A 26,635-nucleotide genomic window follows, 5' to 3' on the forward strand; every position below is an offset into this window, starting at 1 on the left:
AGTGCCTGCTCCGGCACCGCGCGCAGGGAATGCAGGGCGATGCCGACGCAGACGTCTTCGCTCTCCTGCCGGCGCAGCGTTTCCAGCAGGCGCAGGTAGGCGTCGACCGCGTGGCCGAAGCGGCGCTGGCGCACGCTGAGTGCACGGCCGTCGAAACCGCCGCTGATGTACAGCACCGGCAGCAGGGTCAGGCCGATGCCGGCCTCGCGCGCGGCCTCGACGAGCGCCAACGACATCGCCTCCGGCTGCGCGTACGGCGTGCCGTCCGGCTGATGGTGCAGGTAGTGGAATTCGCAGACCCGGGTGTAGCCGGCCTTGAGCATCTCGACGTAGAGCTGGGCGGCGATCGCCTGCAGCTCGTCCGGACCGATCGTCGCGGCGAACGCATACATCGTCTCACGCCAACTCCAGAAGCTGTCGTCGGCCCTGCCCTTGCGCTCGGCCAGGCCGGCCATCGCGCGCTGGAACGCATGCGAATGCAGGTTCGGCATGCCCGGCAGCACCCAGTTGCCGATCATCTCGCCATCGTGATCGGCCGGTTCGTGCAAGCGGCCGTCGGCGCCCACGGCAAGCGCTGCGTCGGCATGCCAACCATCGGCGCGCCATAGCTGGCCTGCCCGAAATTGCCGAACGGCGGCGTGGATGCTCATGCAGACGACTCCCGTGGACGATGCCGCGCAGTGTAACGGGTGGAAGAAAGCGCCTTCACTCAGGCGTGTTTCGCGCTATGCATAATGCTCGGATGGCCAAGAAAACTCTCGAAAACACCCCGAAGCTGTTGTTGCGACAGGCGGTACTGGGCGATGTACCCCAGCTTGCCGACCTCACCGCGCGGATTTACTCGGACGAATGGGGCCACTCGGTGGAGATGCTGCGTTCGCAGCAGACGCATTTCCCCGAAGGCCAGTTCGTGGTCGAGTACGAAGGCGTGATCGTGGGCTACTGCGCCACCTTCCGCATCGACGAGGCCACCGCGCTGGCGCCGCATACCTGGATGCAGATCACCGGCGGCGGCATGGGCTCGCGCCACAAGCCGGACGGCAACTGGCTGTACGGCATGGAAGTGGTGGTGCATCCGGACTACCGCGGCATGCGCATCGGCCAGCGGCTGTACCAGGCGCGCAAGCGCTTGTGCATGGACCTGAAGTTGCGCGGCATCGTGTTCGGCGGGCGCATCCCCGGCCTGGCGAAGAACCTCGCGCGCTACGGCAACCCCGAGGCGTACGTGCAAGCGGTGGTGGAAGGCAAGCGGCGCGACCTCACGCTGAGCTTCCAGCTGTCGAACGGTTTCGAGGTGATCGGCATCCTGCGCGGCTACGTGCCGTCCGATCACGAGTCGCTGGGTTACGCGGTGCACATGGTGTGGCGCAACCCGCAATTGCTCGACCAGCCGGATATCCCGCCGATCACCTCGGCCCGGCTGCTGCCCGATTCGGTGCGGGTGGCTTCGGTGCAATACCAGCAGCGCCGGATCACCTCGTTCGAGGAGTTCGCCACCCAGGTCGAATACTTCACCGACATCGCCGCCGACTACAGCGCCGATTTCGTCACGTTCCCCGAGCTGATCACGCTGCAGTTGCTGTCGATCGAGAACACCGAGCTGTCGCCGGTGGAGTCGATCCGCAAGCTCAGCCACTACACGCCGCAGGTGAAGGAACTCTTCAGCCGGCTGGCCGTGCACTACAACATCAACATCATCGCCGGCACGCACCCTACCGAGCAGGCCAACGGCGACATCCACAACGTCTGCTACGTGTGCTTGCGCGACGGCTCGATCCACGAGCGCGAGAAGCTGCACCCGACACCGAGCGAGCGCAACGTGTGGAACATCATCGGCGGCGACAGCGCGGCCACCGTGCTCACCGACTGCGGCCCGATCGGCGTGATGATCTGCTACGACGCGGAGTTTCCCGAAGTGGCGCGGCATCTGGTCGATCAGGGCGCGCTGATTTTGTTCGTGCCGTTCTGCACCGACGTGCGCGAGGGTTACCTGCGCGTGCGCTACTGCGCGCAAGCGCGGGCGATCGAGAACCAGTGCTACGTGGTGCTGTCCGGCAACGTCGGCAACCTGCCCGGCGTCAACAACTTCGACATCCAGTACGGCCAGAGCTGCATCCTCACCCCAAGCGACTTCGGCTTCGCCCGCGACGGCGTCGCCGCCGATTCGACGCCGAACATCGAGACCGTGCTGTTCGCCGACCTGCGCCTGGAAAGCCTGGCCCGCGCGCGCAACGCCGGCGCGGTGCAGAACCTCAAGGATCGCCGCTTCGACCTGTACGAGACGCGCTGGCGGCCGCGCTGACGGATGCAACCGCGAGGGTGCGGTCAGGTGCCTGGAGGCCGGTTGGAAACAAGGCGACTCATGATGATGTCGCGCTGGGGATCGGTGCCCAAGGGAAAGACATGGTCGCCAACCTCGACAAACCCGAATTTCTTGTAGAAGGCTATGGCTCTCGGATTTCGCTCCCATACGCCAAGCCAGACCACATCGGATTTCCGATTTTCCATTTCCCCGATGCACGCTGCCATCAAGTCATGCGCCATACCCTTTCCGTGCCACGACTTCGCAACGTAAAGCCTTTGAATCTCCCCCGGGTTTTGCGCGGAGACGCAAGCTGGCGCGGCGGACCAGCGAAGCTGCGCAAACGCTGCCAGATTCCCACCTTCGTCGCAGAGCAGAGTGGCGATGCCGGCGTTCGAGATCTCTGCCGACTGGATGGCTTCGCCGTAACTGGCCCGGCAATGAAGATTCATGTCTTCCACGGCGTTCACGCTGCCGAAGGTGTCGCGGAAAGTTGCCTCGGCCAACGCGGCCAGCCTTTTCGCATCGGAAGGTTTTGCGTACCGAATGGATGACATCGCCGGCTCCGGGGTCGTCTGGCATGGTGGGCCTGCTCCACAGCGGGAACCGATGCAGGCTGCCGATGTTAGCCGGCACTCGCGGATCGCGGTGGCGAAAGCGTGGCGTGGCGCAGGAATACCCACCGCCCGGACGCCATTCGTGAACGGGCTCTGGTGGCGCCGGGAACCTCTGCGATAATCGCACGAGGAATCGACCGCGCACGACCGCCTGCACCAGCTCGCCATGCCGGCGGTTCGGGCGCACCCCAGCCATGAAGGAATGAAACGATGACCGAACCACGCTGGGACCGCCTGCTGCTGAACGCCACCCTGGCCACGTTTGCCGGCGACGAGCCCTACGGCCTGATCGGGCGCGGCGCGATCGCGCTACATCACGGCCGCATCGCCTGGGTCGGCCGGCAGGATGAGCTGCCGGATGCTCCGGTCGCCCTCGCCGCCACGGTGGAGTCGCTGGACGGCGCGCTGGTCACGCCGGGGTTGGTCGACTGCCACACCCACCTGGTCTTTGGCGGCGACCGCGCCCACGAATTCGAGCTGCGCCTGAACGGCGCCAGCTACGAGGACATCGCACGCGCCGGCGGTGGCATCGCCTCCAGCGTCAACGCCACCCGTGCCGCCGCCAGCGAGGAGCAACTGTTCGCACAATCGCTGCCGCGCGCCCAGGCGCTGCTGGCCGACGGTGTGACCACGCTGGAGATCAAGTCCGGCTACGGGCTGGATCTCGACAGCGAGCGCCGCATGCTGCGCGTGGCGCGCCGACTCGGCCGCGAACTGGGCATCACGGCCCGCACCAGCTTCCTCGGCCTGCATGCGCTGCCGCCGGAATACCGGGATCGGCGCGACGACTACGTGGCGCTGGTCTGCGACGCCATGCTGCCCGCGCTCGCCGCCGAGGGCCTGGTCGATGCGGTCGATGCGTTCTGCGAAGGCATCGGCTTCAGCCGCGAGGAAACCCGCCGGGTGTTCGAGCGCGCGAAGCAGCTCGGCCTGCCGGTGAAGCTGCACGCCGAGCAGTTGTCCGATCTCGGCGGCGCCGCGCTGGTCGCCGAGTACGGCGGCCTTTCCGCCGATCACCTGGAACACCTCGGCGAATCCGGCATCACGGCGATGGCCGCTGCCGGCACCGTCGCGGTGCTGCTGCCCGGGGCGTTCTACGCGCTGCGCGAGACGCAATTGCCGCCGGTCGCGGCGCTGCGCGAGCACCGCGTGCCGATCGCCATCGCCACCGACTGCAACCCCGGCACCTCGCCGCTGCTGTCGCTGAGGCTGGCCGCCGGCATGGCCTGCACGCTGTTCCGGCTGACCCCGGAAGAAGCGCTGCGCGGCATCACCGTGAACGCGGCCCGTGCGCTAGGCCTGCACGACCGCGGCACGCTGGCGGTGGGTCAGCGCGCCGACCTGGTGGCGTGGAACGCACGCCAGCCTGCCGAGCTGTGCTACTGGATCGGCGGTGCGCTGGTGCGGAAGATATGGATCGGCGGTGAATCAGTGCCGACGTGATGCTTCGATCCGCGCGGCCACGGCATCGAAGAACGCTGTCGGCAACTCGGCGCGCACCGGCACCCGCCACCAGTGCGGCTGGGCGAACCGGCGGCATTTGACCGCATCCTTGTCGGTCATCAGCACCGGCAAGCCATCCGTGAAATCCAGGTCCGCCCGAGTGAAGCCGTGATGGTCGGCGAAGGCATGCTCGATCACTTCGATGCCGGCAGCACGCAGGCTGTCGAAAAAACGCCGCGGATTGCCGATCGCCGCCACCGCGTGGATGCGCTGGCCGCTGAAGTCCGCCAGTGCCTGCGTGCGACCGTCGTCCAGAGCGACCACGTCACCGCCGCGCAGTTGCATCGGATATTCGCCTGCCTCGGCCACGCCGCCGTTGCAGACGCGCAGGTCGACGCGCTGCAGCCGGCTCAACGGTTCGCGCAACGGCCCGGCCGGCAGCAGCCGGCGGTTGCCGAAGCGGCGCACGCCGTCGATCACGCAGATTTCCACGTCGCGGGCCAGGCGGTAGTGCTGCAGACCGTCGTCGGCGATCAGCACGTCGCAGCCGGCGTCCAGCAGCAGTTGTGCTGCCGCCGGACGGTCGCGCCCCACCGCCACCGGCACGCCGCTGGCGTGGATCAGGCAGGGCTCGTCGCCGACCTGCGCCGGATCCGGCGCGTCGCCCAGCAACGTTGGTTCACGCTGGCTGCCGCCGTAGCCGCGGCTGACCACGCCGGGCCGATAGCCGCGTGCACGCAAGGCGGCGACCACGGCGATCGTCAACGGCGTCTTGCCGGTACCGCCGACGCTGATATTGCCGATCACCACGACCGGTGCCGGCAGGTGCACGCTGCGCAACCAGCCGATCCGGTAAAGCAGGCTGCGCAGCCGGGTCACGCCGCCGTACAACGCCGCCAACGGCCACGTCCACCAGGGTGCCCGGCCGCTGCCGTACCAGGCTGATTCGAGCGTGTCGATCAGCGCCATGGTCGATCCTCAGTCGCTGCCGGGACCGACGGCGTGGTCGTGGAACTGCATCCGGTGCAGCGCGGCGTACTGCCCGCCCAGCGCGATCAGTTCGGCGTGCGTGCCGCGCTCGATGATGCGGCCCTGATCCATCACGGCGATCTGCTCGGCACCCTCGACGGTGGACAGGCGATGCGCGATCACCAGGGTGGTGCGGTCGCGCATCAGGCGCTGCAGGGCCTGCTGGATCAGCTGCTCCGATTCGGTATCGAGCGCACTGGTCGCCTCGTCCAGCACCAGGATCGGCGCGTTCTTGAGGATCGCGCGGGCGATCGCGATGCGCTGGCGCTGGCCGCCGGACAGCGTGTTGCCGCTCTGCCCGATCGGCGTGTGGATGCCCTGCGGCATGCGCGCGATGAACTCCATCGCATTCGCCGCCTCGGCGGCGGCAACGATGTCCGCTTCGCTGGCCCCGGCCAGTTCGCCGTAGGCGATGTTGTTGGCCACGGTGTCGTCGAACAGCACCACGCTTTGTCCGACCCAGGCGATCTGCCGGCGCAGCGAGGCCAGCGTGTATTCCCGATAGTCCTCGCCGTCCAGCACGATGCGTCCGGCGCTGGGCTCGTAGAAGCGCGGCAGCAGGCTGGCCAGGCTGCTCTTGCCGCTGCCGGAGCGGCCGACCAGGGCGGTCACCGTGCCGGGCGCGCAATGCAGGTCCACGCCGCGCAAGGCCTCGAACTCGCCGCGCGGATAAGCCATGCGGACATCTTCAAAACGGATGTCGCCGCGCGTCCGCACGATGTTCCGGCGACCCGCATCGGTCTCCGGCGGCATGTCGATGATCTCGAACAGGTCGGTGGCGGCGGACAGGCCACGCTGGATGTTCGCCTGCACTGTGGTCAGCCGTTTCAGTGACGGCATCATGGTGCCCATCGCGGTCAGCACGGCGACGAACACGCCCGGCGAAATGCCATCGATCACCGACGGCCGCGTACCCAGGTAGACCAGCGCGGCCAGCGCACATGCCGCCACGGTCTGGATCGCGGTACTCGACGTGGCGTTGGTGGCCGCAATCTTCAGGTTGAGCCGCTTCGCGCGCTGGGTGACCTCGTTGAACCGCGTCGCCTCATGCGGCTGGCCGCCGTAAATGCGTACCTCGCGATGGGCCCCGACCGACTCCTCCACCGTGCCGGTGACCGAACCCATCATTCCCTGGATGCGCCGGCTGATCTGGCGATAGCGGCGGCTGACGACGGTGGCGATCAACGCAATCGCCGGCACCATGATCAACAACGCCATCGTCAGGTAAGCGCTGTAGTACAGCATCACGTACAGGCAGCCGATGACGGTGACGCCTTCGGTCACCACGATCTTCACTGCATCGGTGGATGCCGAGGCCACCTGCTCGCTGGTGTAGGTGATGCGGGAAACCTGGTGGCCGGAGGCTTCGGCGCCGAAAAACGCCGCCGGCAGCCGCAGGTAGGCAGCGAACACGTCATGCTGCATCACCTGCACCACGTTGCGTCCGATATAGGCGATGCCGTAGCTGCTGACGAAAGTGCCCACGCCACGCACCGCAAAGATGGCGATGATCCAGATCGGCATCCAGAAGATCAGATAGGGGTCTTTGTGCGCGAACAGCTGATCGATCAGCGGCTGCAGCAGCTTGGTGAACACCACCAGGCCGCCGCCGTCCACCGCCATGCCGACCAGGGTGACCAGTCCGATCATCCAGTAACGGCGGGTGTAGCCAAGCAGGCGCCGGTAGATGCGCCAGCTTTCGGCATCCCACACCCCGCTTTTCGGGCTGCTCACTGCTGACTACCCGGCTTGCTCGGCGTGGTGGCGATCGACAGCCGGGTGAAGCCGAGCTGGCCCAGCGCGTCCATCGCGGTGACCACGTTCTGGTTCGGCGTCATCGCGTCGGCACGGATCGTCACCGGGCGTTCGCGGTCGTCGCCCGCATTGCGCGCGATGGTCTGCTTCAGCGCCTCGATGCCCTCGCCCATCACCTCGTCGCTGCCCACGAAGAAACGACCGTCGTGGTCGATCATGATCGTCAGCGCCTGCGCATTCATGTCGCGATCCTGCGTGCTCGCCTGCGGCAGGGTCACCTGCAATCGCGAGTGCTGGATGAACGTGCTGGTCAGCACGAAGAACATCAGCAGGGTCAGCAACACGTCGATCAACGGGATCACGTTGATCTCGAATTCGTCGCCGCGGCGATCGTTGCCGATACGCATCGGTGCGCGCTCAGCCCGCGCTCGGCGCGGTCGGTACCGGCGCGCGCCGCGGCCGTACGGGTGCCGCCGCGACGGAAGTCAGGGTCAGGTCGTCGAGCAGGGCGGTGGCCTGTTTTTCCATTTCCACGCAATAGCCGGCCACGCGCGAACGGAAGTAGCGGTGCAGCACATACGCCGGGATCGCCACGGTCAGGCCCGCCGCGGTGCAGATCAGCGCCTCGCCGATGCCGCCCGCCATCTTGGCCGGGTCGCCGATGCCGCCGGCCATCACTTCCATGAACATGCGGATCAGGCCGATCACGGTGCCGAACAGGCCCAGCAGCGGGCCGATCAGCGCGATCGTGCCCAGTGTGCTGAGGTAGCGTTCCATCCGGTGGATCACATGGCGACCAGTGTCCTCGATGCGTTCCTTGATCAGCTCGCGCGGTTGCCGGCGCACGGTCAGCGCAGCGGCCAGCAGCTCGCCCAGCGGCGAACCGCTGGCCAGCGTCTCGATATGTTTCGGGTCGAGCTGGCCGGAACGCGCCCACTGGCGCACTTCGTCGCCCAGGCCCGGTGGCAGCACCGATTTGCGGCGCAACGTCCAGCACCGCTCCAGCACGATCGCCAAAGCCACCGCCGAACAGACCAGAATGGGCGCCAGCGCCCAGCCGCCAGCCAACAGAATTTCCAGCACTTTTCGACCCCAACGCGCGACCTGACAGGAAGCGCGCATGATAGCAGTCTCGTCCCGCTGTACTGCGGCATGCGTGGCATTCCCCGCCTGACCCTTCATTCGCGCCAGTAGCGCGCCTGCCGCTGGCGCCAGCCCGGCGCGCGCCGCGGCGGCGCGGCGGCGGGGAAATCCAGCACCATCGCACCCTGCCGGGCCGTATCGAACACCGGTACATGGGCGTCGGCGTAGCGCGCCAGCACCTCCGGCTTCGGATGGCCGAAGCGGTTGTGCCAGCCCGCCGACACCAGCGCCAGCCGCGGTCGCACGGCGGCGATGAAGGCGGCGCTGGACGAGGTCTTGCTGCCGTGGTGCGGCACCAGCATCACCGGCGGCGGTCCGGGACCGAGTGCCGCCGCCACCTGCGGCTCCACCTTCGAGCTGATGTCGCCGGTCAGCAGCAGGCGCCCGCCACGCCCCTCGACCAGCAGCACGCAGGAGCTGTCGTTGTCGCGGTCGCCCGCACCACGAGCCGGGTTCAGCACGCGAAAGTGCACGCCATCCCATTGCCATGCTTGCCCGGCCACGCACTGCTGCATCGGCACGCGCATCCGCGACGGCTCGCCGGTAAGGCGCTGCGCGTCAGGGAAGGCGTCGGCGACCACTTCGGCCCCGCCGGCATGGTCGTTGTCGCCATGGCTGATCATCAGCATGTCCAGCCGGCCGATGCCCAGCGCGTGGATCGACGGCAACACCACCGCCTCGCCCAGGTCGAAGCCGGACGGATAACGCGCGCCGGCGTCATAGACCAGCACGTGCTCGCGGGTGCGCAGCAGCACCGACAAGCCCTGCCCCACATCCAGCACCCACACCTGGAAGGCACCCTCCGCCGGCCGCGGCAATGGCGGCCACAGCAGCGGCAGGAACAGCAGCAGGCCGAGCCCGCGCAGCGGCACGCCGCGCGGCAGGAACAGCCATAGCGCGCCGAGCACGGCCAGCAGCAGCGCAGGCGCGTGCACCGCGGGCAGATACCAGTGCGCGCCGGGCCACGTCGCCATCTGCTCCAGCAGCCACCATTGCGCATGGGCGATTCGCGCGGCCAGCCACAGCACCGGCGCGGCCAGCGGCGGGCACAGGCCCAGCAACAGCATGCCGAGCAAGGCGCATGGCACGATCACGAAGCTGACCACCGGCACCGCGATCAGGTTCGACAGCGCGCCGACCAGCGAAGCCTGGCCGAAGAACCACAAGGTCAGCGGCAACAGCGCCACCGTCATCACCAGCTGCCCGGCCGACAACTCGTGCAGGAACGCGCGCAGGCCGCGGCCGCGCGACTGCAGGCACAGCATCAGGAACGCCACGCCGACGAACGACAGCCAGAAGCCCGCCGCCAGCACCGCCAGCGGATCGGCCAGCAGGATCGCAATCATCGCCAGCGCCAGCGACTGCGCGCCGCTGCTGCCGCGACGGCTGCAGCGCGCCAGCGCCACCACCGCGATCATCAGCAGGGTCCGCACCGTGGGCAGGCCGAAGCCGGCCAGCGCGCTGTACACCGCGGCCACCAGCAGCGCCGCCGCGGCCTGCGCCTGCGGCCGCGGCAGCCACAGGCCCAGCCGCGGCCACAACGCGTAGGCCAGCAGCGCCAGCCACACGCCGAACACCGCCGCCACGCCGACGTGGAAGCCGGAGATCGCGATCAGGTGCGATACACCGTTCGCGCGCGCCACCGCCCAGTCGCGCTGTTGCAACCCGCGCGTGTCGCCGACCGTGAACGCCTGCAGCAGGGCCGCGTCATGCCGGTCGCGCACGCGTGCCGCAATGCCGCGGGCCACCGTGTCGCGCACCCCGTCGACGCACCAGCGCGCGCCGGCCAGTGGCGCGTTGTCGGGATCGTCGCGCACGTAGCCGGTGGCGACGATGCCGCGCTCCAGCGCCGAACGTTCGCTGTCGGCACCGCCGGGATCGAGCAGTCCGCGCGGTCGCTTCAGACGCAGCGACAAGCGCCAGCGCGAACACGGCCGCAGCGGCGGCGCGCCGTCATACCAGGACACCGTGACGCGACCGCGCAGCGCAACCGGCTGGCCGTCCAGCGTGGCCCGTTCCACCTGCAGCGTGAAGCGGCTGGCATCCGGGTGCGCCAGCGGCAGGTCGGCGATCGTGCCGACGACCACGAAATCGCGTCCTTCCAGCGCCCGCGGCAGCCGCGCATCCATCGCCACGCCGCCACGCCATGCCGCCCATACGATGCCGAACAGCAGCCAGGCCAGCCAGCGCCAACGCGGGCAACGCCAGGCCAGCCACGCAGCCGCCAGCAGCAACAGGGCCAGGCTCCAGTGCGGCGGCAATTGCGGCAACCACTGCACCAGCAGCACGCCGGCCAGCAAGGCCGACGCCGCCGTGATCGCCCCCAGTCGCGCCATGTCGCGTGCCTCGTTCCATCCTGGAAGAGTCCGAGCCTAGCGTGGTGGCGGCAGCGATGAAGATGAAAAGCGTGTAGGCGCCCGCCTGAAAGCACGGGGTTGGCTCCCTCGCCGGCGCCACGGAGAAAGGAGCAACAGCGTCAGACTCTCAGGCTTTCCTGCAACACGCCGTTGTGCAGCACCAGGGTGCGATCCATCTTCGCCGCCAGGTGCGGATCGTGGGTGACCAGCACGAAGCTGGTGCCGATCTCGCGGTTGAGTTCCAGCATCAGCGCGTAGACCTGCGCGGCATTGCCCTCGTCGAGGTTGCCGGTGGGCTCGTCGCCGAGCACGCAGGCCGGCTTGGTCACCAGCGCGCGCGCCACCGCGCAACGCTGGCGTTCGCCACCGGACAGCTCGGACGGCTTGTGGTGCGTGCGCCCGCCCAGACCGACTCGCTCCAGCAAGGCCATGGCCTGCTTCTGCGCCTCGGCGATCGCGGTGCCGCGGATCAGCAGCGGCATGCACACGTTCTCCAGCGCGGTGAACTCGGGCAGCAGGTGGTGGAACTGGTAGATGAAGCCGAGCGAACGGTTGCGCACGCGGCCACGTTCGGCGTCGGACAGCTTCGACAGCACGCGGCCATCGACTTCCACCTCGCCGGCAGTCAGCGTGTCGAGGCCGCCGATGATGTGCAGCAAGGTGCTCTTGCCCGAACCGGAAGCACCGACGATCGCCATCGTCTCGCCGCGCTTCAGCATGAAGTTGACGTCGCCCAGCACCTCGGTGCGCAGGCCGCCTTCGTCATAGGTCTTGGCGACGTGGCTGGCACGCAGCACGTTTTCAGTCCGGGAATTCATGACGGCCTTATTCATAGCGCAGCGCCTGCGCCGGCTGCGTGCGCGAAGCGCGCCACGCGGGATAGAGGGTGGCCAGCAGCGAGAACGCGAAAGTCAGCAGCGCGGTCCAGCCCACGTCTTGCCAGTCCAGGCGGCTCGGCACCTCGCTGATGTAGTAGACGTCCGGCGACAGGAAGGTGACGTGGAAAGTGTGCTCGATCCACTTGATGATGCCTGGCAGTTTCCACGACAGCAGCGAGCCGAAGCCCACGCCGAAGCCGATGCCCACGAAGCCCACCAGCACGCCCTGCACCATGAACATGCCCATGATGCTGCGCGGCGTGGCGCCGAGCGTGCGCAGGATCGCGATGTCGGCCTGCTTGTCGGTGACCAGCATCATCAGCATCGAGATCAGGTTGATCACCGCGACCAGGATGATCAGCGACAGGATGATGAACATCACCATCTTTTCCATCGACAGCGCGGCGAACAGGTTCGCGTTGGTGTCCATCCAGGTCTGCACCCGGTAGACCTGGCCGAGCTGATCGGCCAGTTCGGTGGCGACCGGGCGCGCATTGAACAGGTCGTCCAGGCGCAGGCGGATGCCGGTGGGACCGCTGAGGTCGTTGAGTTTCTGGGCGTCGCTCATGTTGACCAGGGCCAGGCCGGAATCGAACTGCTCCATGCCCAGCTCGAACGTACCCACCACGTGGAAGCTGCGCATGCGCGGCACGCTGCCCATCGGCGACGCGCGCAGCTGCTGCACCGCCATGGTGACGCGGTCGCCGACCGCCACGCCGAGCGTCATCGCCAGTTCGCGGCCCAGCACGATGTTCCAGCTGCCCGGGGTCAGTTCGCTCAGCTTGCCCTCGAGCATGTGCTTGTCGATGTCGACGACCTTCGGTTCCTGCGCCGGCTCGATGCCGCGCACCAGCGCGCCGCTGGAGCGCCGCGCCAGCAGCATCGCCTCGCTCTCCACGTACGGCGCGGCGCCCAGCACGTGCGGGTTGGCCTCGGCAATCTGCAATGCGCGCGGCCAGTCCTGCACGCTCTCGCCGATGCCGGACACGGTGGCGTGCGAGATCGCGCCGAGGATGCGCGAGCGCATCTGGTAGTCGAAGCCGTTCATCACCGACATCACCGTGATCAGCGCGATCACACTGATCGCAATGCACACGATCGACACGGTGGAGATGAACGAGATGAACTGGTTGCGCCGCTTGGCACGGGTGTAGCGCAGGCCGATGAAAAGTTCGAGCGGTCGAAACATGGGCGGGTCGCTTGTCGAGAGTCGCAGGGCGGGCCGCCCGGTCGTCCATTATCAGGTATTCGGTCAGACCGCGCTGCGTTGGCGAAGTTGCCGGCCGATCACAGGCGCGGCACGGCTTCGCCCGGCTGGATCGTGGCCAGCCGCATGCGCAGGCGCCGACGGATGTCCGCGTCACTGTTGTCCGGTGCCAGCAGCAGCATCTGCACGCCACGCTCCGCCGTCTGCAGACGCAGCAGCACGAACGCGCCGAGTACCCGGAACGAGGCCAGCGTGGCCGGCACATCCTCGTGGTCGGTCAGGCGCAACGTCCAGGCATCGTCGGCGCTCCAGCCGGCCGCCGCGATCGGGTTTGTGGCCAGGCGGCGAAGCGCATGCCAGGTCGCCAGCGACACGGCTGTCGCCAGCAGCAGCTTCAGCCACGCAGCCAGCGCACTCAGCGCCACGGCAAGGATGGCCAGGGCGGCGACCACGATCAGGGTTCGCCGCAGCAGTCGCGACGGCCGGTATTCAAAGCCGATGGCGGGCGCGGATGTCATCGATGATCGCCTGCCAGTCTGTTCGCTCCGGGCGCGCGCGACCCATCACCCAGTCCCACAGGTCCGGGTCCTGCACGTCGAGCAGTTCGTCGAACGCCTGTTGTTGCGCTTCGTCCGCGCCGGCAAAGCGCTCGTCTAGCCAGCCGCCGAACAGGGCGTCCAGTTCGCGCGTGCCGCGGCGGGTGCGCCAGCGCAGGCGCTTGATGCGGGCTTCATCCATCACGGGGCTCAGTCGGTATCCATGCATGCCAAGTGTAGCCGCTGCCACAACGCGACAGGCCGCACGCGGCGGCCTGTCGTTGTCGAACCATGCACGGCACGATCAGGCCGAGCGCCGCTCCACCATCAGCTTCTTGATCTCGGCGATCGCCTTGGCCGGGTTGAGGCCCTTCGGGCAGGTGCGCGTGCAGTTCATGATGGTGTGGCAGCGGTACAGCTTGAACGGATCTTCCAGGTCGTCCAGGCGCTCGCCGGTGGCTTCGTCGCGCGAGTCGACGATCCAGCGGTAGGCCTGCAGCAGGATCGCCGGGCCCAGGTACTTGTCGCCGTTCCACCAGTAGCTCGGGCAGCTGGTCGAGCAACAGGCACACAGGATGCACTCGTACAGACCGTCGAGCTTCTTGCGCTCTTCCGGCGACTGCAGGCGCTCGCGAGCCGGTGCGGCGCTCTCCGTGCGGATCCACGGCTTGATCGAGGCGAACTGCGCATAGAAGTGGGTCAGATCCGGAATCAGATCCTTCACCACCGGCATGTGCGGCAACGGGTAGATCTTCACGTCGCCACTGGCGACGCTGTCGATCGCGCAGATGCAGGCCAGCGTGTTGGTGCCATCGATGTTCATCGCGCACGAACCGCAGATGCCCTCGCGGCAGGAACGACGCAGGGTCAGCGTGGGATCGATCTCGTTCTTGATCTTCAGCAGCGCGTCCAGAACCATCGGGCCGCACGCGGCCAGGTCGACCTCGTAGGTATCGATGCGCGGGTTCTGTCCGTCATCCGGCGACCAGCGATAGATGCGGAAGGTACGCGGCTTCTTCGCATCCTTGGCCGGATAGTGCCTGCCCGGCTGGATCTTGGAATTCTTGGGGAGCGAAAACTCTGCCATGTGCTGAACCCTTCAACTTTCTGCAGGAGGGCTTGCGCCCCGACCGTACAACCTGATGCTTTTCCATCGCGCCGCAGCCGGAGCCACGGCGATGGATCAATAGACGCGTTTTGCCAGCGGCACGGCCGCGACCTCGTCGGTCATCGGATTCATGTGCACCGGGCGGAAGTCGAAACGCGACTTGCCGGCTTCGTCGACCCACACCAGCGTGTGCTTGAGCCAATGCTCGTCATCGCGCTCAGGGAAATCCTCGCGCGCATGGGCGCCGCGGCTCTCCTCGCGTTGCGCGGCCGAGTGCATCGTTGCCACGGCCTGCGCCAGCAGATTGGACAACTCCAGCGTTTCGACGAGGTCGGAATTCCAGATCAGCGAACGGTCCGAAACCTTGACGTCCTTGAACATCTCGAAGACCTCGGAGATCCGCTGACTGCCTTCGGCCAGGGACTCGCCGGTACGGAACACGGAGGCATCTTTCTGCATCGTGCGCTGCATGGTGTTACGAATCTTCGCCGTCGGGGTGTTGCCGTTTGCATGACGGATCGCGTCGAAACGAGCCAGCGCCTTGTCCAGCACATTGGCGGGCAAATCCTTGTGCGGGGCGCCAGGCTGGATCAGCTCGGCACAGCGGAATGCTGCGGCGCGGCCAAAAACCACGATATCAAGCAACGAATTGGAACCCAGTCGATTGCCGCCATGGACAGACACGCAAGCGGCCTCGCCGATCGCAAACAGGCCCGGCACCACGGCATCCACGTCGTCGCCGCGCTTCTGCACGACTTCACCATGATAGTTCGTGGGAATGCCGCCCATGTTGTAGTGCGCCGTCGGCAGCACCGGGATCGGCTGCTTGGTCACGTCCACGCCGGCGAAGATGCGCGCCGATTCGGAAATGCCCGGGAGCCGCTCGTGCAGCACGTCCGGACCAAGGTGCATCAGGTTCAGGTGCAGATGATCCTTGTGCTCGCCGACGCCACGACCCTCGCGAATCTCGATCGTCATGGCGCGACTGACCACGTCGCGCGAAGCCAGGTCCTTCGCGCTGGGTGCATAGCGCTCCATGAAGCGCTCGCCTTCGGAGTTGGTCAGATAGCCACCTTCACCACGCGAACCTTCGGTGATCAGGCAGCCGGCGCCATAGATGCCGGTGGGGTGGAACTGCACGAACTCCATGTCCTGCAGCGCCAGGCCCGCGCGCAAGACCATGCCGCCGCCGTCGCCGGTGCAGGTATGCGCCGAGGTGGCGCTGAAGTAGGCGCGGCCGTAGCCGCCGGTGGCCAGCACCACGGCCTGGCCGCGGAAGAAATGCAGGGTGCCTTCGTTCAAGTCCAGCGCGAGCACGCCGCGACAAACACCCTCTTCGTCGAAAATCAGGTCTGTCGCGAAATACTCGACGAAGAACGTGGCGTCGTGCGCCAGTGCCTGCTGATACAGCGTATGCAGCATCGCGTGACCGGTACGATCGGCGGCCGCGCAGGTGCGCTGCGCGGTGCCCTTGCCGTAGTGCGTGGTCATGCCGCCGAACGGACGCTGGTAGATCGTGCCTTCCTCGGTGCGCGAGAACGGCACGCCGTAGTGTTCCAACTCGATCACCGCTTCCGGTGCGTGCTTGCACATGTATTCGATCGCGTCCTGGTCACCCAGCCAGTCGCCACCTTTCACGGTGTCGTAGAAATGAAAGCGCCAGTTGTCCTCGCTCATGTTGCCCAGCGCAGCAGCAATACCGCCTTGTGCTGCCACCGTGTGCGAGCGTGTCGGGAAGACCTTGGTGATGCAGGCGGCCTTGAGGCCTTTCTCGGCCAGGCCGAAGGTGGCGCGCAGACCGGCGCCACCGGCGCCGACCACGATCACGTCATAAAGATGCTGCTGAACCTTGTAGCTTTCCATGAATCCTGGCCTCGCGTCTTGTCTTAGGGGGTCAGCGCAATGCGCAGAACGGCCAGCACACCAGCCAGTGCGCCCAGCACCGCGAGGAACTTGATTGCCACCAGCAGGACGACTTCCTTCCAGCGGGTGTGCACGTAATCCTCGATCACTACTTGCAGGCCAAGCACGGCGTGCCAGAACATGGTGAGCACGAAAGCGATCAGCAGCAACGCGTTCCACGGCTTCGCCACGGCGGCGCGCGCGGTGGCGTAGTCGGCGTGCAGCAGGCACAGCACGGTGACCACGAACCAGATCCCCAGCAGTACCAGTGCCGCAGCGGTCACCCGCTGGGTCCACCAGTGGCCCACGCCGGACTGCGACGAGCCCAGGCCGCGGGCAATCTTCAACGGGTTGCGCCGGTCTTTCACGGCCGAGTCCTTCGTGCTCATGCCGCACCTCCGGCCATCCATACATAAGCCCACACCAGCACCGTGAGCGCGATGCTGCCGGCGACCGAAAGCCAGCTGGAGCGGACAAACTGGGGAATCTCGTAACCGAGGCCGGCATCCTGCACCAGGTGCCGGATGCCGTTGCACAGGTGATAGAACAGCGACCAGCTCCAGCCGAGCAGCAGGATCAGGCCAACCGGACTGCCGATGATGCCCTTGAAGTGGTTGAAGCTCTCCTCACCAGCCGCAAGGTGCAGCAGGCCGCAGACCACCAGCAAGGTGCCGACAGCCAGCGCGATGCCGGTGGCACGGTGCGTGATGGAGGTCATCATCTGCACCTGCTTCCTGTAGATCTGCAGATGCGGGGAGAGCGGTCGTTGCGTATCTGCCATGGCGGCTATCCTGTGTGGAATCGCTGATGTCCATGCTGCACCTGCCCCTGCCCTGATACGCGACGGCGGCAAGCGCCGTTACGGTCGTTCAGAAGTCGATACAGCGCCCGTTCTTTTCCCAATCACCATAACGCGTGGGATCGGGGGCCGGCCGCTCCCCTGATGCCTTGTCCGCTGCCGGGCCGACAGGCACGGTAGTTGTTTCCGTCGAAACGGAAGCCGGTGTGGACTCGATGGGAGATAAGGTATCGGACATGGTTTTTGTAAGCCGTCAAAGGTTAATACTTGCGGCAGTGCAGTACAACCATGCGCCATGCTCCAGCGAAGTCGCGACTGCCGTATCGCACTTGTGCCTGAAGCCACCTGCCCCCAACTCTGCCTGACTCATGCCGACATACCATCCTGCCGAAACCCTGTTGATCGAAGGCCCCGACGCGACGACTTTCGCGCATGCGCAGTTCAGCAGCGCGGTCAGCTCGCTCGCCACCGGCCAGTGGCAATTCAGTGCATGGCTCGATCCGCAGGGACGCGTGCGCGCGCTGTTCCATCTGGCCCGCCTCACCGACGACCGCTACCTGCTGCTGCTGCGCGGCGGCGGCGCCGCCGTGATGGCCGATGCGCTGCGGCGTTTCGTGTTCCGTTCGAAAGTCAGCGTGACCGCGCTGCCGCCGCGCACTCTCGCGACCGGCCCGACGCTGCCGCTGCACACCATCATCGTGGACGACGACACGACGTTGTCATTCGGCTGCGACACGCACAGCCTGCGCGTCACGACCCTCGGAAACGGCGACGACGCATGGTGCTCACCGCAGTTGCGTGCAGGCTGGCCGTGGCTGCCGACGCAACTGTTGAACGAGCTGCTGCCGCCAGCCTTGTCGCTGCAGCGACTGCACGCGGTCGCCATCGACAAGGGCTGCTACCCGGGCCAGGAAATCGTTGCGCGACTGCATTTCCGCGGCGGACACAAACGCCACCTGCATCGCGTCATTTTGTCGCAAGCAGCGAATGCCGGCGATGTACTGCGTAGCGGCGGACGCGAGGTCGGCTGCATTCTCGAAAGCATCGCGACGGACGATGGCATCGAGGCGCTCGCCGTGTTGAGCGACGACGTGGTGGCGCAAGCCAGCGACACGCATGCGCCCGCACTCGACGACAACTTCGTGATGAAACTCGTCACGTCATGGCCGGCATGATCGATACATGTCGCGACGACGCCGTTTATTCGTCATCGCGTTTGTCAACGAATCGTGAGCGTCAGATGAACTTCGACAGCCCGGCACTTGCCAGCGGCAGATTCCGCCACTAGGCTCCGCCGATCGAATATCGCGACATCCGGAACACGGGGTGTCGATGTACGCGACGAACCGGATGAATCCGAATCGGCGCGACCCGGCGGCAACATCGCCGGATGGAATAACGCCTCGCAGCCAACGAGTGCGTAGTAGTCGAAGGCAACACGGCCAACGCGGCCGCGCAACGCCCGACAACAATCAAATCCCCCGATCGGCCCGAACCGCCGTTCGACTCGCCACAATCCCGTGGCAAAGCGTCCTGGCCACAAGTTTCGGCCACGGCGATTGATCCAGGTGGAACGGCCTGCCCGCCCGTCCACCGCAACGGCGCACGAAGCTGCAGTCTGCTTTGCGCGTACAGCACGTTGGAGGCAGAACCATGAAACTTTCCATGCTGTTATGGCTGACGACCCTGATGCCCCAGCCCGTTGCCGACCAGGCCTGCCTGGCCACCACCGTCTACCTCGAGGCGCGCAGCGAATCGACCAACGGCCAGCTCGCCGTGGCAGAGGTGGCGCTGCGCCGCCGCGATCGCGGCCGCTGGGGCGACACCGTGTGCAAGGTAGTGACTTCGCCTCACCAGTTCGCCACGACGACCACGTCCGGCTCGTTCGAGATCACCAACCTGGAAGCCTTCCACAAGGCGTGGAAGGTGGCCGGCCTGTCGATCCAGAACTGGCAACTGCCTGTGGCGCAGCGCCGCATGCTGGTGCCGCGCGCCGACCATTTCGCCACGACCGCGATCTCGCCGGCATGGTCGCGCAACCGCCCCAGCGTGACGATCGGTGAACATGCGTTCTACGCGGTGAACTGATCCGCGCATCAACGACGAAACAAAAAAGGCCCTCTTTCGAGGGCCTTTCATTTTTGGACGTCCAGACGTCTTTAATCAGCGCGCGTAAACATGGTCGCCACGCACTTCGACGTAGTCGCCGTTGCGGACGCCGGGATTCTCGCGCTGGGTCACCGTGGCGTACTGGCCATTGTCCAGCCGCACCACGATGCGCCATGCGACGTCGTTGCCGCCGCTGTGCTTGCCGACCTGGTTGCCGACGACACCGCCGGCCACCGCGCCGGCCACGGTGGCAGCCTTCCGGCCATCACCCTTGCCGACCTGATTGCCGAGCACGCCACCGGCAACTGCGCCGATGATCGCCCCCAGCGTGCCGCCATTGCCGCCGCCGTCGGTGTAGACCTGCTGCACCTCCTGCACCACGCCGCAAGTCTGGCAGCGCACGTTGCGGTCGTTGTATCCGTAGCCACCGTTCTGCTGTCCCTGGTAGCCGCGGTCGTAATTGCCGTTATTGCCGTACGGTGCGGTGGCGCAGCCGGCGAGAGCCAGGCCGGCAGTCATCGCGGCGGTCAGGGCGAATTTGCTGGTCAGTGCATTCATGAGGTCACTTCCATTCTCGGGGATTGTTTCAGTGAGCGTCGGACACAGCCGTCACGCCTTCCTGTACCTGCACCCGGTCACCCGGATCGTGGTCCATGCGCACCGTGCGGGTGACACCGTTGTATTCATAGCGCACGTCGTAGCCGACGATCTTGGTGCTGGTGTTGTTGACGGTTTCGCACTTGCGCTCCACCGACGAGCTCACCTGGGCATGCTGGCGGCTGGCCTGGATGCGGTTGCCGGCATAACCACCGCCGACCGCACCGGCCACCGTGGCCAGCGTCTTGCCCTTGCCGCCACCCACCTGGTTGCCGACGAGGCCACCGACCACCGCACCGATCGCGGTGCCGGCGATGCGGTGTTCGTCCTTCGGCGGCGCGGTCTGCGTGACTGTCTCGTCGTGGCAGACCTGCTTCGGCTTGTTCACCGTCGAGCGCACCGGGTCGACGCTGACCACCTTGGCGTACTTGACTCCGGCATCGCTACTCGCGCTGGCGCCCGCATCGGCGGAAGCGCTGGAAATACCTGCGTCCGCATTGCGGTTGCAGGCCGAGAGGCCGGTCGCTAGTGCCGCCGCGACGGCAATATTGAGTACATTGACTGTCAACCTGTTCATCACAACCCTCTCCTCTGTTTGATCTGGCGGCATTGCCGGGTGCTTGTTGCGCCTGCGCAATAACCTGCGTAGCCATTGAACCGTTGTCCAACTGAATCGCAGCTAGCTCACGCTCGTTACATTATCTTCACGCGGAAGCCGCGGAACTCTCTGCCAGTGCACGAAAAACGAACCATGTCCCAGCTCGTCGACAGCCACGTCCATCTCGATGACGACGCCTTCGCCGGCGATCGCGACGCGGTCATCGAACGCGCCCGCCAAGCCGGGGTCGGCACGATGATCGTTCCTGCCGTCGACGCCGACAGTTGGCCGACGATCAGAGACCTCTGTGCCCGTCACGCCGGCCTGCACCCCGCCTACGGGTTGCACCCGCTGTTCCTGCCCCAGCATGCGCCGGAACATGTCGACGCTTTGTCTTCATGGCTGAACGAAAGCCATCCGGTGGCAGTCGGCGAGATCGGCCTGGACTTCCATGTGGACGGTCTCGACCGTGAACTGCAGCGGCACTACTTCCTGCGCCAGCTGCAACTGGCGCGTGAACACGACCTGCCAGTGATCGTGCATGCCCGCGGCGCGCTGGAGGAAGTCACCCTGACCCTGCGCCGCAGCGGCGGTCTGCGCGGCGTGGTGCACAGCTTTTCCGGCAGCGAACAGCAGGCGCGGCAACTGTGGGACCTGGGCTTCCATCTGGGCATCGGCGGCCCGGTGACCTACGAGCGCGCGCAGCGCCTGCGCCGGATCGTGGCGCACATGCCGATCGAGTTCCTGCTGCTCGAAAGCGACGCCCCGGACCAGCCCGACGCCGCCCACCGCGGTAAGCGCAACGAGCCGAGCCATGTCGCCGAAGTGCTGCGCTGTATCGTGGCACTGCGCGACGAGTCGGAGGCCGACATTGCCGCCGCCACCAGCGCCAACGCCCGCCGCCTGTTCCGGTTCGACTGACGCACATGCCATCCGTCACTTGCAAACGGTGATCGGGATTTGCTAGTTTTTATTTCACTGGTGAACTATGAGTCAGTGAAATGGCACGCCTGACAAACTGCATCACGATGATGGACGAGGGTATCGGCCGGATCAGCCAGATCATCCCGCAGATGCCCGCGCTTGAAGCGCGGCTGTGCCGGCTGATGCTGATGCTGGGCGACGACATCGAGGAAGAACTCGAATTCAAGCTGAAGCCGCACAAGCTCAACCACAGCGAATTCCTGACCCTGATGATCCTGTACAGCCGCCCGGACGGCAGCTCGACCCCGGGCGAGCTGTGCGAATACACCTCCCAGGGCGCCACCAACATGACCCGCATCGCGAACGCGCTGGTCAAGCGCGGGCTGATCACCCGCGGCGGCAGCGAAGAGGATCGGCGCCGCGTGCTGATCCGCATCACCCCGGCCGGGCGGCGTTTCGTGCAGAAGATGCTGCCGCCGATGTTTCCTCGCGTCGCCATCATGTTTGCCGGCTTCAGCGATACCGACAAACGCCATCTTGACCGCCTGCTGCGTAAGCTGGCCGGCAACCTCGACCAGCTGGGCGAAAACCGCCGTTCATGAAGGAAGCCCTGATGAAGCATGCCCCGCTCCGCGGCCGCACGGCGCTGGCTGCCGCGATCCTGCTGACGCTGGCCGGCTGCGCCGCCGCACCGGCCCGACTCGGCGCCCCCGCGCTGCGCGACGACGCACCGCTGGCCGGCCTGCAGGCTCCCGTCCGCGCCGGCTGGCCAGCCGCCCAGTGGTGGCACCAGTACGACGACCCGCAACTGGATGGCCTGATGGATCGCGCCATGCAGCAGTCGCCGGACCTGGCGCTGGCGCAGAGTCGCGTGCAGCACGCCGAACAGTCGGCGAAGCTGGCTGCGGCGCAACTTGGGCTGTCGGTCAACGGCAGCGCGCAAGTGTCGCGCCAGCGGTTGAGCGACCACGGACTCATTCCCAGCCAGTTCCTCGGCTTCAGCTGGTACAACCAGGCCGACCTCGGCGTGCAACTGCAGTACGACTTCGACTGGTGGGGCAAGAAGCGCGCGACGATGGAAGCCGCACTGGACCAGGCACGCGCTGCCGAGGCACAGCGCAGCGCCGCCGCGCTGGCGATCCAATACGCCGTCGCCGACACCTACTTCGGCTGGCAGGCCGACCAGGCGCGGCTGCAACTGGCCGACCAGTTGCTGGCCACGCAACAGCAATTCACCCATATCGCCGAGCTGCGCGTGCGCCAGGGCGTGGACCTGCCCGACGAGGCGCAGAAGGCTCGGGCCCAGCTGGCCGGGATACGCGAGATGCGCGTGGCGCTCGACGGCTCGGCGAAGATCCGCCGCGCCGCGTTGGCCTCGCTGCTCGACGTCGCGCCGGCCGAATTGCCCGAACTCCAGGTGCGGCCATTGCCGACGATCGAGCGCGGCATACCGGCGAACGGCGGACTGGACCTGATCGCGCGCCGCCCCGACATCGCCGCCAGCCGCTGGCAGGTCGAGGCGGCGCTGAAGCAGACCGACGCCGCGCGCGCCGAGTTCTTCCCCGACATCAGCCTTACCGCTCTCGCCGGCCTGTCCAGCATCGACCTGGGCAAACTGCTCACCGCCGGCAGCCGCACGTTCGCGCTGACCCCGGCGCTGCACCTGCCGATCTTCAACGGTGGCGCGCTCGAGGCCAACTACGGCGTGAGCAGGGCCCAGCTCGACGCCGCGGTGGCGCAGTACAACAGCACCGTATTGACCGCGGCGCGCGAAGTGGCCACGCAGGCCTTGGGCGCCGAGCAGGTCGCCGCCCGCCAGCACGAGCAGCAGGCCCAGCTCGACGCCGACCAGCGGCTGCTGGCGAATGCGCAGGCGCGAGCCCGCCAGGGCGTGCGCGATCTGCGCGAAAGCCTGGGCGCGCAAGCCGCGCTGTTGCAGCAACGCGACGCTGCGACCCAGTTGCAGGCACAGGCGCTGAGCACCGATCTGACCCTGATCAAGGCGCTCGGCGGCGGCTATCGCGCTGCCGCCGAAGCCGTCATCCCCCCTTCCCCTTCTGTTTCCGCCGGAGCCGCCGACCATGAGCGCCACTGAATCCGCCAAGTCCTCCGCCCACACCGGCGACAACGGCCTGGCCGCGAAGAACCCGGCCAAGCGTCGGCGTGCGCTGCTGATCGTGACCGGCATCTTCGTCCTGGCCGGATTGCTGTGGTTCCTGCTGTGGTTCTTCGTGCTGTCGACCCGCGTGAAGACCGACAACGCCTACGTCGGCGGCAACCAGGTGGCGATCTCGGCGCAGGTGCCGGGCACGGTGGTGGCGATCCTCGCCGACGATACCCAGCACGTCGAGGCTGGCCAGGTGTTGGTGAAACTGGACAGCACCGACGCCGACACCCGCCTGGCACAGGCGCGCAGCGCGCTGGCCCAGTCCGTGCGCGGCGTGCGCCAGCAGACCAGCTCGGCGACCAGCGCCGATGCCCAGGTCGTCGCGGCCCGGCTCGCCCTGAAGAAAGCCGACGCCGACCTCAAGCGACGCCTGCCGCTGATCGCCGCCCAGGCCGAATCGCCGGAGATCGTGCAGCACCTGCGCGATGGCGTGGAGCAGGCGCGCGCCGCGGTAAACGCGGCCGAGGCACAGGCCGCCGCCGCGCATGCCGCCATCGAAGGCACCGACGTGGCGCAGAACCCGGTGGTGATGCAGGCCCGCGCGAACTTCCGTGCTGCCTGGGTCGCCGCCCAGCGCAACGCGATCTACGCGCCGGTGTCCGGCTACGTGGCCGAGCGCAGCGTGCAGCTGGGCAACAGCGTGCAGCCGGGCCAGCAGCTGATGACCGTGGTACCGCTGCACGACCTGTGGATCGACGCGAATTTCAAGGAAAGCCAGCTGCGCCACATCCGCATCGGCCAGCCGGCAACCGTGGTGTCCGACTTGTACGGCGGCGACGCGGAGTACCACGGCAAGGTGATCGGCCTGGGTGCCGGCACCGGCAGCGTGTTCTCGCTGCTGCCGGCGCAGAACGCCACCGGCAACTGGATCAAGGTGGTGCAGCGCGTGCCGGTGCGCATCGCGCTGGACAACAAGGAGCTGGACAAGCATCCGCTGCGCATCGGCCTGTCCACCGACGTCACCGTCGACATCCGCCATGACCAGGGCAGCGTGCTGCCCAGCACGTCGACGCCGCGGCCGGTGGCACAGACCGACGTCTACGACCAGATGGCCAGCAAGGCCGATGCGGAAGCGGAACGGATCATCCGCGCCAACCTGCCCCACGCCACCGCCGCGAACTGAGCCGGACCCTCATGGCCGCCACGCCGAACGACGCCGCACCCGACGCCCCGCTGAAGCCGCTACGCGGCGCCCCGCTGGCGCTGCTCACCATCGCCGTCGCGTTCAGCACCTTCATGGAGGTGCTGGACATGACGATCGTCAACGTCGCGGTGCCGCACATCGCCGGCAGTCTCGGCGTGAGCCCCAGCGAAGGCACCTGGACGATCAGCTCGTACGCGCTGGCCAGCGCGATCATGCAGCCGCTGACCGGCTGGCTGGCGCGCCGCTTCGGCGAGGTGAAGACCTTCGTCGGCTCGGTGCTGCTGTTCGTGGTGTTCTCGATGCTGTGCGGCCTGGCCACCAGCATGCCGATGCTGGTGATCGGCCGCCTGCTGCAGGGCGCCGGTTCCGGCCCGATGGTGGCGCTGTCGCTGACCCTGCTGCTGTCGAACTACCCGAAGGAAAAGCAAGGCATCGCGCTGGCGCTGTGGGCGATGACCGTGGTGGTGGCGCCGATCTTCGGGCCGATCCTCGGCGGCTGGCTGACCGACAACTTCTCGTGGCCGTGGATCTTCTACATCAACCTGCCGGTCGGACTGGCGGCGGCGGTGGTCACTTGGGGCCTGTTGCGCAAACGCGAGACGAAGACCTACAAGGCGCCGATCGACATGGTCGGCCTGGCCCTGCTGGTAGTCGGCGTGGGCTGCCTGCAGTTCATGCTGGACAACGGCAACGACCACGACTGGTTCGCCTCGCCGATGATCCTTACCCTCGGCCTCATCGCGCTGATCTGCATCACCTTCCTGATCGTGTGGGAGCTGCACGCGAAGCATCCGGTGGTCGACCTGTCGCTGTTCAAGCAGCGCAACTTCACCGTCGGCGTGATCAGCCTGTCGCTGGGCATGTTCGCATTCTTCGGCATCAACGTGGTGTTCCCGCTGTGGCTGCAGATCACCCTGGGCTACACCGCCACCTGGGCTGGCCTGGCCACCGCGCCGGTCGGCGTGCTGGCGTTCCTGATCGCGCCGATCCTGGGCAAGAACATGCACCGGCTGGACCTGCGCGCGGTGGTGACGTTCGCGTTCCTGGTCTTCGCCGGCACCGCGTACTGGTTTTCCACGTTCGACAGCTCCGCCTCGTTCTCTACCCTGGTGGTGCCGCGCTTCGTGATGGGCCTGGCGATCCCGTGCTTCTTCATTCCGCTGAACCAGGTCTACCTGTCCGGCCTGCCGGTGGAGCAGATCGCCAGCGCCTCGGGCCTGTCCAACTTCTGCCGCACGATCGGCTCCAGCGTGTCCACCGCGGTCATGGTGACCCTGTGGCAGCATCGCGGCGACTCCCACCACGCCACGCTGACCGAATACGTCAGCCCCGGCCATCCGGCGGCGACCGAGTTCATCGGCCAGTTGTCGCATGGCGGGCTGTCGCACACGCAGAGCCTGGGCCTGATCGACCAGCTGCTGACGCGCGAGGCGCTGACCCTGGCGGTGAACGACGTGTTCTGGGCCTGCGCGATCCTGTTCGTGCTGCTGATTCCGGTGCTGTGGTTCGCCAAGCCGCCATTCGGCAGCGCGGGTGGCGCAGTCGGCCATTGAGCATTGCTGCAGCCACCGGCTGCAGCATGAACACCCGGGCCACGACTGGTGCGGCGCAATATCTTCTGCTAGCGTTCGCCGCATGGCACAAACAAAACGCACCATCAAGAAGTACCCGAACCGGCGTCTCTACGACACGGAGATCTCCAGTTACATCACGCTGGAAGAGGTTCGCCAGCTGGTCCTGGACAACGAGGACTTCGAAGTCCGCGACGCCAAGAGCGGCGAGGACCTGACCCGTTCGGTCCTGCTGCAGATCATCTCCGAGCACGAGGACAAGGGGCAGCCGATGCTGTCGCCGCAGCTGCTCAGCCAGATCATCCGCTTCTACGGCGACTCGCTGCAGGGCTTCATGGGGCCTTACCTGGAGCGCAGCCTGCAGGTGTTCCTGGACCAGCAGACGCAGTTCCGCAGCCAGCTCAACAGCCTGATGGGACAGACCCCCTGGAACACGCTGAACGACCTGA

At 66.9% G+C, this 26,635-nt stretch carries 28 protein-coding genes; 10 read left to right on the forward strand and 18 right to left on the reverse strand.

The window, feature by feature from the left end; genetic code table 11:
- A partial coding sequence (locus tag ABD024_RS09670) for an amidohydrolase family protein (RefSeq protein ID WP_343854617.1) occupies positions 1 to 650 on the reverse strand: 650 nt, incomplete at its 3' end.
- A gap of 92 nt (positions 651 to 742) precedes the next feature.
- Between ABD024_RS09670 and ABD024_RS09675 the strand changes: the two genes are divergently transcribed.
- Complete coding sequence (locus ABD024_RS09675; protein ID WP_343852012.1) at positions 743 to 2,302, forward strand: GNAT family N-acetyltransferase; 1,560 nt, start codon at positions 743 to 745, stop codon at positions 2,300 to 2,302.
- Positions 2,303 to 2,325: 23 nt separating this feature from the next.
- On the opposite strand, the gene ABD024_RS09680 is transcribed toward ABD024_RS09675, so the two are convergent.
- Positions 2,326 to 2,859, reverse strand: a complete 534-nt coding sequence (locus ABD024_RS09680) for a GNAT family N-acetyltransferase (RefSeq protein WP_343852014.1) — start codon at positions 2,857 to 2,859, stop codon at positions 2,326 to 2,328.
- 270 nt (positions 2,860 to 3,129) lie between these two features.
- Here ABD024_RS09680 and hutI point away from each other — a divergent pair, with 270 nt between their 5' ends.
- Positions 3,130 to 4,362 (forward strand): imidazolonepropionase, encoded by a 1,233-nt coding sequence (gene hutI / locus ABD024_RS09685; RefSeq protein WP_343852016.1) that lies wholly within the window; start codon positions 3,130 to 3,132, stop codon positions 4,360 to 4,362.
- Here hutI and lpxK read toward each other — a convergent pair.
- From lpxK to ABD024_RS09755, 14 genes are all read right to left on the reverse strand, one after another.
- Positions 4,348 to 5,331, reverse strand: a complete 984-nt coding sequence (gene lpxK, locus ABD024_RS09690) for a tetraacyldisaccharide 4'-kinase (RefSeq protein WP_343852018.1) — start codon at positions 5,329 to 5,331, stop codon at positions 4,348 to 4,350. The two genes, hutI and lpxK, sit on opposite strands and share 15 nt — an antisense overlap.
- A 9-nt stretch (positions 5,332 to 5,340) precedes the next feature.
- Positions 5,341 to 7,125: a lipid A export permease/ATP-binding protein MsbA gene (msbA, locus tag ABD024_RS09695; protein ID WP_343852020.1), complete on the reverse strand. Its 1,785-nt coding sequence runs from the start codon at positions 7,123 to 7,125 to the stop codon at positions 5,341 to 5,343.
- Positions 7,122 to 7,553, reverse strand: coding sequence for an ExbD/TolR family protein (locus ABD024_RS09700; protein WP_343852022.1), 432 nt, complete (start codon positions 7,551 to 7,553; stop codon positions 7,122 to 7,124). The genes msbA and ABD024_RS09700 overlap by 4 nt, the downstream gene beginning before the upstream one ends.
- 10 nt (positions 7,554 to 7,563) lie before the next feature.
- Complete coding sequence (locus ABD024_RS09705; RefSeq protein ID WP_343852024.1) at positions 7,564 to 8,268, reverse strand: MotA/TolQ/ExbB proton channel family protein; 705 nt, start codon at positions 8,266 to 8,268, stop codon at positions 7,564 to 7,566.
- A 56-nt stretch (positions 8,269 to 8,324) separates the two neighbouring features.
- Complete coding sequence (locus ABD024_RS09710; protein WP_343852026.1) at positions 8,325 to 10,625, reverse strand: DNA internalization-related competence protein ComEC/Rec2; 2,301 nt, start codon at positions 10,623 to 10,625, stop codon at positions 8,325 to 8,327.
- A gap of 140 nt (positions 10,626 to 10,765) precedes the next feature.
- A complete protein-coding gene (lolD, locus tag ABD024_RS09715) occupies positions 10,766 to 11,464 on the reverse strand; it encodes a lipoprotein-releasing ABC transporter ATP-binding protein LolD (RefSeq protein ID WP_343852028.1) in 699 nt (232 codons plus the stop codon).
- 7 nt (positions 11,465 to 11,471) lie between these two features.
- Positions 11,472 to 12,713, reverse strand: a complete 1,242-nt coding sequence (locus ABD024_RS09720) for a lipoprotein-releasing ABC transporter permease subunit (RefSeq protein ID WP_343852030.1) — start codon at positions 12,711 to 12,713, stop codon at positions 11,472 to 11,474.
- Between the two features lie 98 nt (positions 12,714 to 12,811).
- A complete protein-coding gene (locus tag ABD024_RS09725; RefSeq protein WP_343852032.1) occupies positions 12,812 to 13,249 on the reverse strand; it encodes a protein YgfX in 438 nt (145 codons plus the stop codon).
- Positions 13,221 to 13,469, reverse strand: a complete 249-nt coding sequence (locus tag ABD024_RS09730) for an FAD assembly factor SdhE (protein WP_343852034.1) — start codon at positions 13,467 to 13,469, stop codon at positions 13,221 to 13,223. Before ABD024_RS09730 ends, ABD024_RS09725 begins: the two co-directional genes overlap by 29 nt.
- A 102-nt stretch (positions 13,470 to 13,571) precedes the next feature.
- Positions 13,572 to 14,354, reverse strand: a complete 783-nt coding sequence (locus tag ABD024_RS09735) for a succinate dehydrogenase iron-sulfur subunit (protein ID WP_343852036.1) — start codon at positions 14,352 to 14,354, stop codon at positions 13,572 to 13,574.
- A gap of 96 nt (positions 14,355 to 14,450) precedes the next feature.
- The gene (gene sdhA / locus ABD024_RS09740) at positions 14,451 to 16,238 is read right to left on the reverse strand and encodes a succinate dehydrogenase flavoprotein subunit (protein ID WP_343852038.1); all 1,788 of its coding nucleotides are present in this window, start codon (positions 16,236 to 16,238) and stop codon (positions 14,451 to 14,453) included.
- A gap of 23 nt (positions 16,239 to 16,261) precedes the next feature.
- Complete coding sequence (gene sdhD, locus ABD024_RS09745) at positions 16,262 to 16,666, reverse strand: succinate dehydrogenase, hydrophobic membrane anchor protein (RefSeq protein ID WP_343852040.1); 405 nt, start codon at positions 16,664 to 16,666, stop codon at positions 16,262 to 16,264.
- Positions 16,663 to 17,058, reverse strand: coding sequence for a succinate dehydrogenase, cytochrome b556 subunit (sdhC, locus tag ABD024_RS09750; protein WP_343852042.1), 396 nt, complete (start codon positions 17,056 to 17,058; stop codon positions 16,663 to 16,665). Before sdhC ends, sdhD begins: the two co-directional genes overlap by 4 nt.
- A gap of 88 nt (positions 17,059 to 17,146) precedes the next feature.
- Positions 17,147 to 17,314 carry a DUF1674 domain-containing protein gene (locus ABD024_RS09755; RefSeq protein WP_343852044.1) on the reverse strand — a complete coding sequence of 56 codons (168 nt, stop codon included), beginning with the start codon at positions 17,312 to 17,314 and terminating at the stop codon, positions 17,147 to 17,149.
- Between the two features lie 160 nt (positions 17,315 to 17,474).
- On the opposite strand from ABD024_RS09755, the gene ygfZ reads away from it, so the two are divergent.
- Positions 17,475 to 18,251: a CAF17-like 4Fe-4S cluster assembly/insertion protein YgfZ gene (gene ygfZ / locus ABD024_RS09760; RefSeq protein WP_343852046.1), complete on the forward strand. Its 777-nt coding sequence runs from the start codon at positions 17,475 to 17,477 to the stop codon at positions 18,249 to 18,251.
- A 478-nt stretch (positions 18,252 to 18,729) separates the two neighbouring features.
- The gene (locus tag ABD024_RS09765; RefSeq protein WP_343852047.1) at positions 18,730 to 19,164 is read left to right on the forward strand and encodes a cell wall hydrolase; all 435 of its coding nucleotides are present in this window, start codon (positions 18,730 to 18,732) and stop codon (positions 19,162 to 19,164) included.
- Between the two features lie 75 nt (positions 19,165 to 19,239).
- On the opposite strand, the gene ABD024_RS09770 is transcribed toward ABD024_RS09765, so the two are convergent.
- Both ABD024_RS09770 and ABD024_RS09775 read right to left on the reverse strand, forming a co-directional pair.
- Entirely contained in the window at positions 19,240 to 19,743 is a 504-nt protein-coding gene (locus tag ABD024_RS09770; RefSeq protein ID WP_343852048.1) for an outer membrane lipoprotein, read from the reverse strand.
- Positions 19,744 to 19,771: 28 nt separating this feature from the next.
- A complete protein-coding gene (locus ABD024_RS09775) occupies positions 19,772 to 20,359 on the reverse strand; it encodes a glycine zipper 2TM domain-containing protein (RefSeq protein WP_343852050.1) in 588 nt (195 codons plus the stop codon).
- Between the two features lie 174 nt (positions 20,360 to 20,533).
- Between ABD024_RS09775 and ABD024_RS09780 the strand changes: the two genes are divergently transcribed.
- The 6 genes from ABD024_RS09780 to phaR all read left to right on the forward strand — a co-directional run.
- Positions 20,534 to 21,301, forward strand: coding sequence for a TatD family hydrolase (locus tag ABD024_RS09780; RefSeq protein ID WP_343852052.1), 768 nt, complete (start codon positions 20,534 to 20,536; stop codon positions 21,299 to 21,301).
- 80 nt (positions 21,302 to 21,381) lie between these two features.
- A complete protein-coding gene (locus tag ABD024_RS09785) occupies positions 21,382 to 21,906 on the forward strand; it encodes a MarR family winged helix-turn-helix transcriptional regulator (RefSeq protein ID WP_343852054.1) in 525 nt (174 codons plus the stop codon).
- Positions 21,907 to 21,917: 11 nt separating this feature from the next.
- Positions 21,918 to 23,399 carry an efflux transporter outer membrane subunit gene (locus tag ABD024_RS09790; RefSeq protein WP_343852056.1) on the forward strand — a complete coding sequence of 494 codons (1,482 nt, stop codon included), beginning with the start codon at positions 21,918 to 21,920 and terminating at the stop codon, positions 23,397 to 23,399.
- Positions 23,386 to 24,594, forward strand: a complete 1,209-nt coding sequence (locus tag ABD024_RS09795; RefSeq protein ID WP_343852058.1) for an HlyD family secretion protein — start codon at positions 23,386 to 23,388, stop codon at positions 24,592 to 24,594. The genes ABD024_RS09790 and ABD024_RS09795 overlap by 14 nt, the downstream gene beginning before the upstream one ends.
- Positions 24,595 to 24,605: 11 nt before the next feature.
- A complete protein-coding gene (locus tag ABD024_RS09800) occupies positions 24,606 to 26,168 on the forward strand; it encodes a DHA2 family efflux MFS transporter permease subunit (protein ID WP_343852060.1) in 1,563 nt (520 codons plus the stop codon).
- Positions 26,169 to 26,250: 82 nt separating this feature from the next.
- Positions 26,251 to 26,635 (forward strand): polyhydroxyalkanoate synthesis repressor PhaR (phaR, locus tag ABD024_RS09805; RefSeq protein WP_343852062.1); only part of this gene is annotated, 385 nt, incomplete at its 3' end.

Source organism: Rhodanobacter soli (genome assembly GCF_039523495.1).
Classification (GTDB): domain Bacteria; phylum Pseudomonadota; class Gammaproteobacteria; order Xanthomonadales; family Rhodanobacteraceae; genus Rhodanobacter; species Rhodanobacter soli.

What these genes read in the sequence shown, in the direction of transcription:
- ABD024_RS09675 (WP_343852012.1), top strand. Translation starts at nt 743, where the DNA reads ATGGCCAAGAAAACTCTCGAAAACACCCCGAAGCTGTTGTTGCGACAG.
- ABD024_RS09680 (WP_343852014.1), bottom strand. Translation starts at nt 2,859, where the DNA reads ATGTCATCCATTCGGTACGCAAAACCTTCCGATGCGAAAAGGCTGGCC.
- hutI (WP_343852016.1), top strand. Translation starts at nt 3,130, where the DNA reads ATGACCGAACCACGCTGGGACCGCCTGCTGCTGAACGCCACCCTGGCC.
- lpxK (WP_343852018.1), bottom strand. Translation starts at nt 5,331, where the DNA reads ATGGCGCTGATCGACACGCTCGAATCAGCCTGGTACGGCAGCGGCCGG.
- ABD024_RS09700 (WP_343852022.1), bottom strand. Translation starts at nt 7,553, where the DNA reads ATGCGTATCGGCAACGATCGCCGCGGCGACGAATTCGAGATCAACGTG.
- ABD024_RS09705 (WP_343852024.1), bottom strand. Translation starts at nt 8,268, where the DNA reads ATGCGCGCTTCCTGTCAGGTCGCGCGTTGGGGTCGAAAAGTGCTGGAA.
- ABD024_RS09710 (WP_343852026.1), bottom strand. Translation starts at nt 10,625, where the DNA reads ATGGCGCGACTGGGGGCGATCACGGCGGCGTCGGCCTTGCTGGCCGGC.
- lolD (WP_343852028.1), bottom strand. Translation starts at nt 11,464, where the DNA reads ATGAATTCCCGGACTGAAAACGTGCTGCGTGCCAGCCACGTCGCCAAG.
- ABD024_RS09720 (WP_343852030.1), bottom strand. Translation starts at nt 12,713, where the DNA reads ATGTTTCGACCGCTCGAACTTTTCATCGGCCTGCGCTACACCCGTGCC.
- ABD024_RS09725 (WP_343852032.1), bottom strand. Translation starts at nt 13,249, where the DNA reads ATGACATCCGCGCCCGCCATCGGCTTTGAATACCGGCCGTCGCGACTG.
- ABD024_RS09730 (WP_343852034.1), bottom strand. Translation starts at nt 13,469, where the DNA reads ATGGATGAAGCCCGCATCAAGCGCCTGCGCTGGCGCACCCGCCGCGGC.
- ABD024_RS09735 (WP_343852036.1), bottom strand. Translation starts at nt 14,354, where the DNA reads ATGGCAGAGTTTTCGCTCCCCAAGAATTCCAAGATCCAGCCGGGCAGG.
- sdhA (WP_343852038.1), bottom strand. Translation starts at nt 16,238, where the DNA reads ATGGAAAGCTACAAGGTTCAGCAGCATCTTTATGACGTGATCGTGGTC.
- sdhD (WP_343852040.1), bottom strand. Translation starts at nt 16,666, where the DNA reads ATGAGCACGAAGGACTCGGCCGTGAAAGACCGGCGCAACCCGTTGAAG.
- sdhC (WP_343852042.1), bottom strand. Translation starts at nt 17,058, where the DNA reads ATGGCAGATACGCAACGACCGCTCTCCCCGCATCTGCAGATCTACAGG.
- ABD024_RS09755 (WP_343852044.1), bottom strand. Translation starts at nt 17,314, where the DNA reads ATGTCCGATACCTTATCTCCCATCGAGTCCACACCGGCTTCCGTTTCG.
- ABD024_RS09765 (WP_343852047.1), top strand. Translation starts at nt 18,730, where the DNA reads ATGAAACTTTCCATGCTGTTATGGCTGACGACCCTGATGCCCCAGCCC.
- ABD024_RS09770 (WP_343852048.1), bottom strand. Translation starts at nt 19,743, where the DNA reads ATGAATGCACTGACCAGCAAATTCGCCCTGACCGCCGCGATGACTGCC.
- ABD024_RS09775 (WP_343852050.1), bottom strand. Translation starts at nt 20,359, where the DNA reads ATGAACAGGTTGACAGTCAATGTACTCAATATTGCCGTCGCGGCGGCA.
- ABD024_RS09780 (WP_343852052.1), top strand. Translation starts at nt 20,534, where the DNA reads ATGTCCCAGCTCGTCGACAGCCACGTCCATCTCGATGACGACGCCTTC.
- ABD024_RS09785 (WP_343852054.1), top strand. Translation starts at nt 21,382, where the DNA reads ATGGCACGCCTGACAAACTGCATCACGATGATGGACGAGGGTATCGGC.
- ABD024_RS09790 (WP_343852056.1), top strand. Translation starts at nt 21,918, where the DNA reads ATGAAGCATGCCCCGCTCCGCGGCCGCACGGCGCTGGCTGCCGCGATC.
- ABD024_RS09795 (WP_343852058.1), top strand. Translation starts at nt 23,386, where the DNA reads ATGAGCGCCACTGAATCCGCCAAGTCCTCCGCCCACACCGGCGACAAC.
- ABD024_RS09800 (WP_343852060.1), top strand. Translation starts at nt 24,606, where the DNA reads ATGGCCGCCACGCCGAACGACGCCGCACCCGACGCCCCGCTGAAGCCG.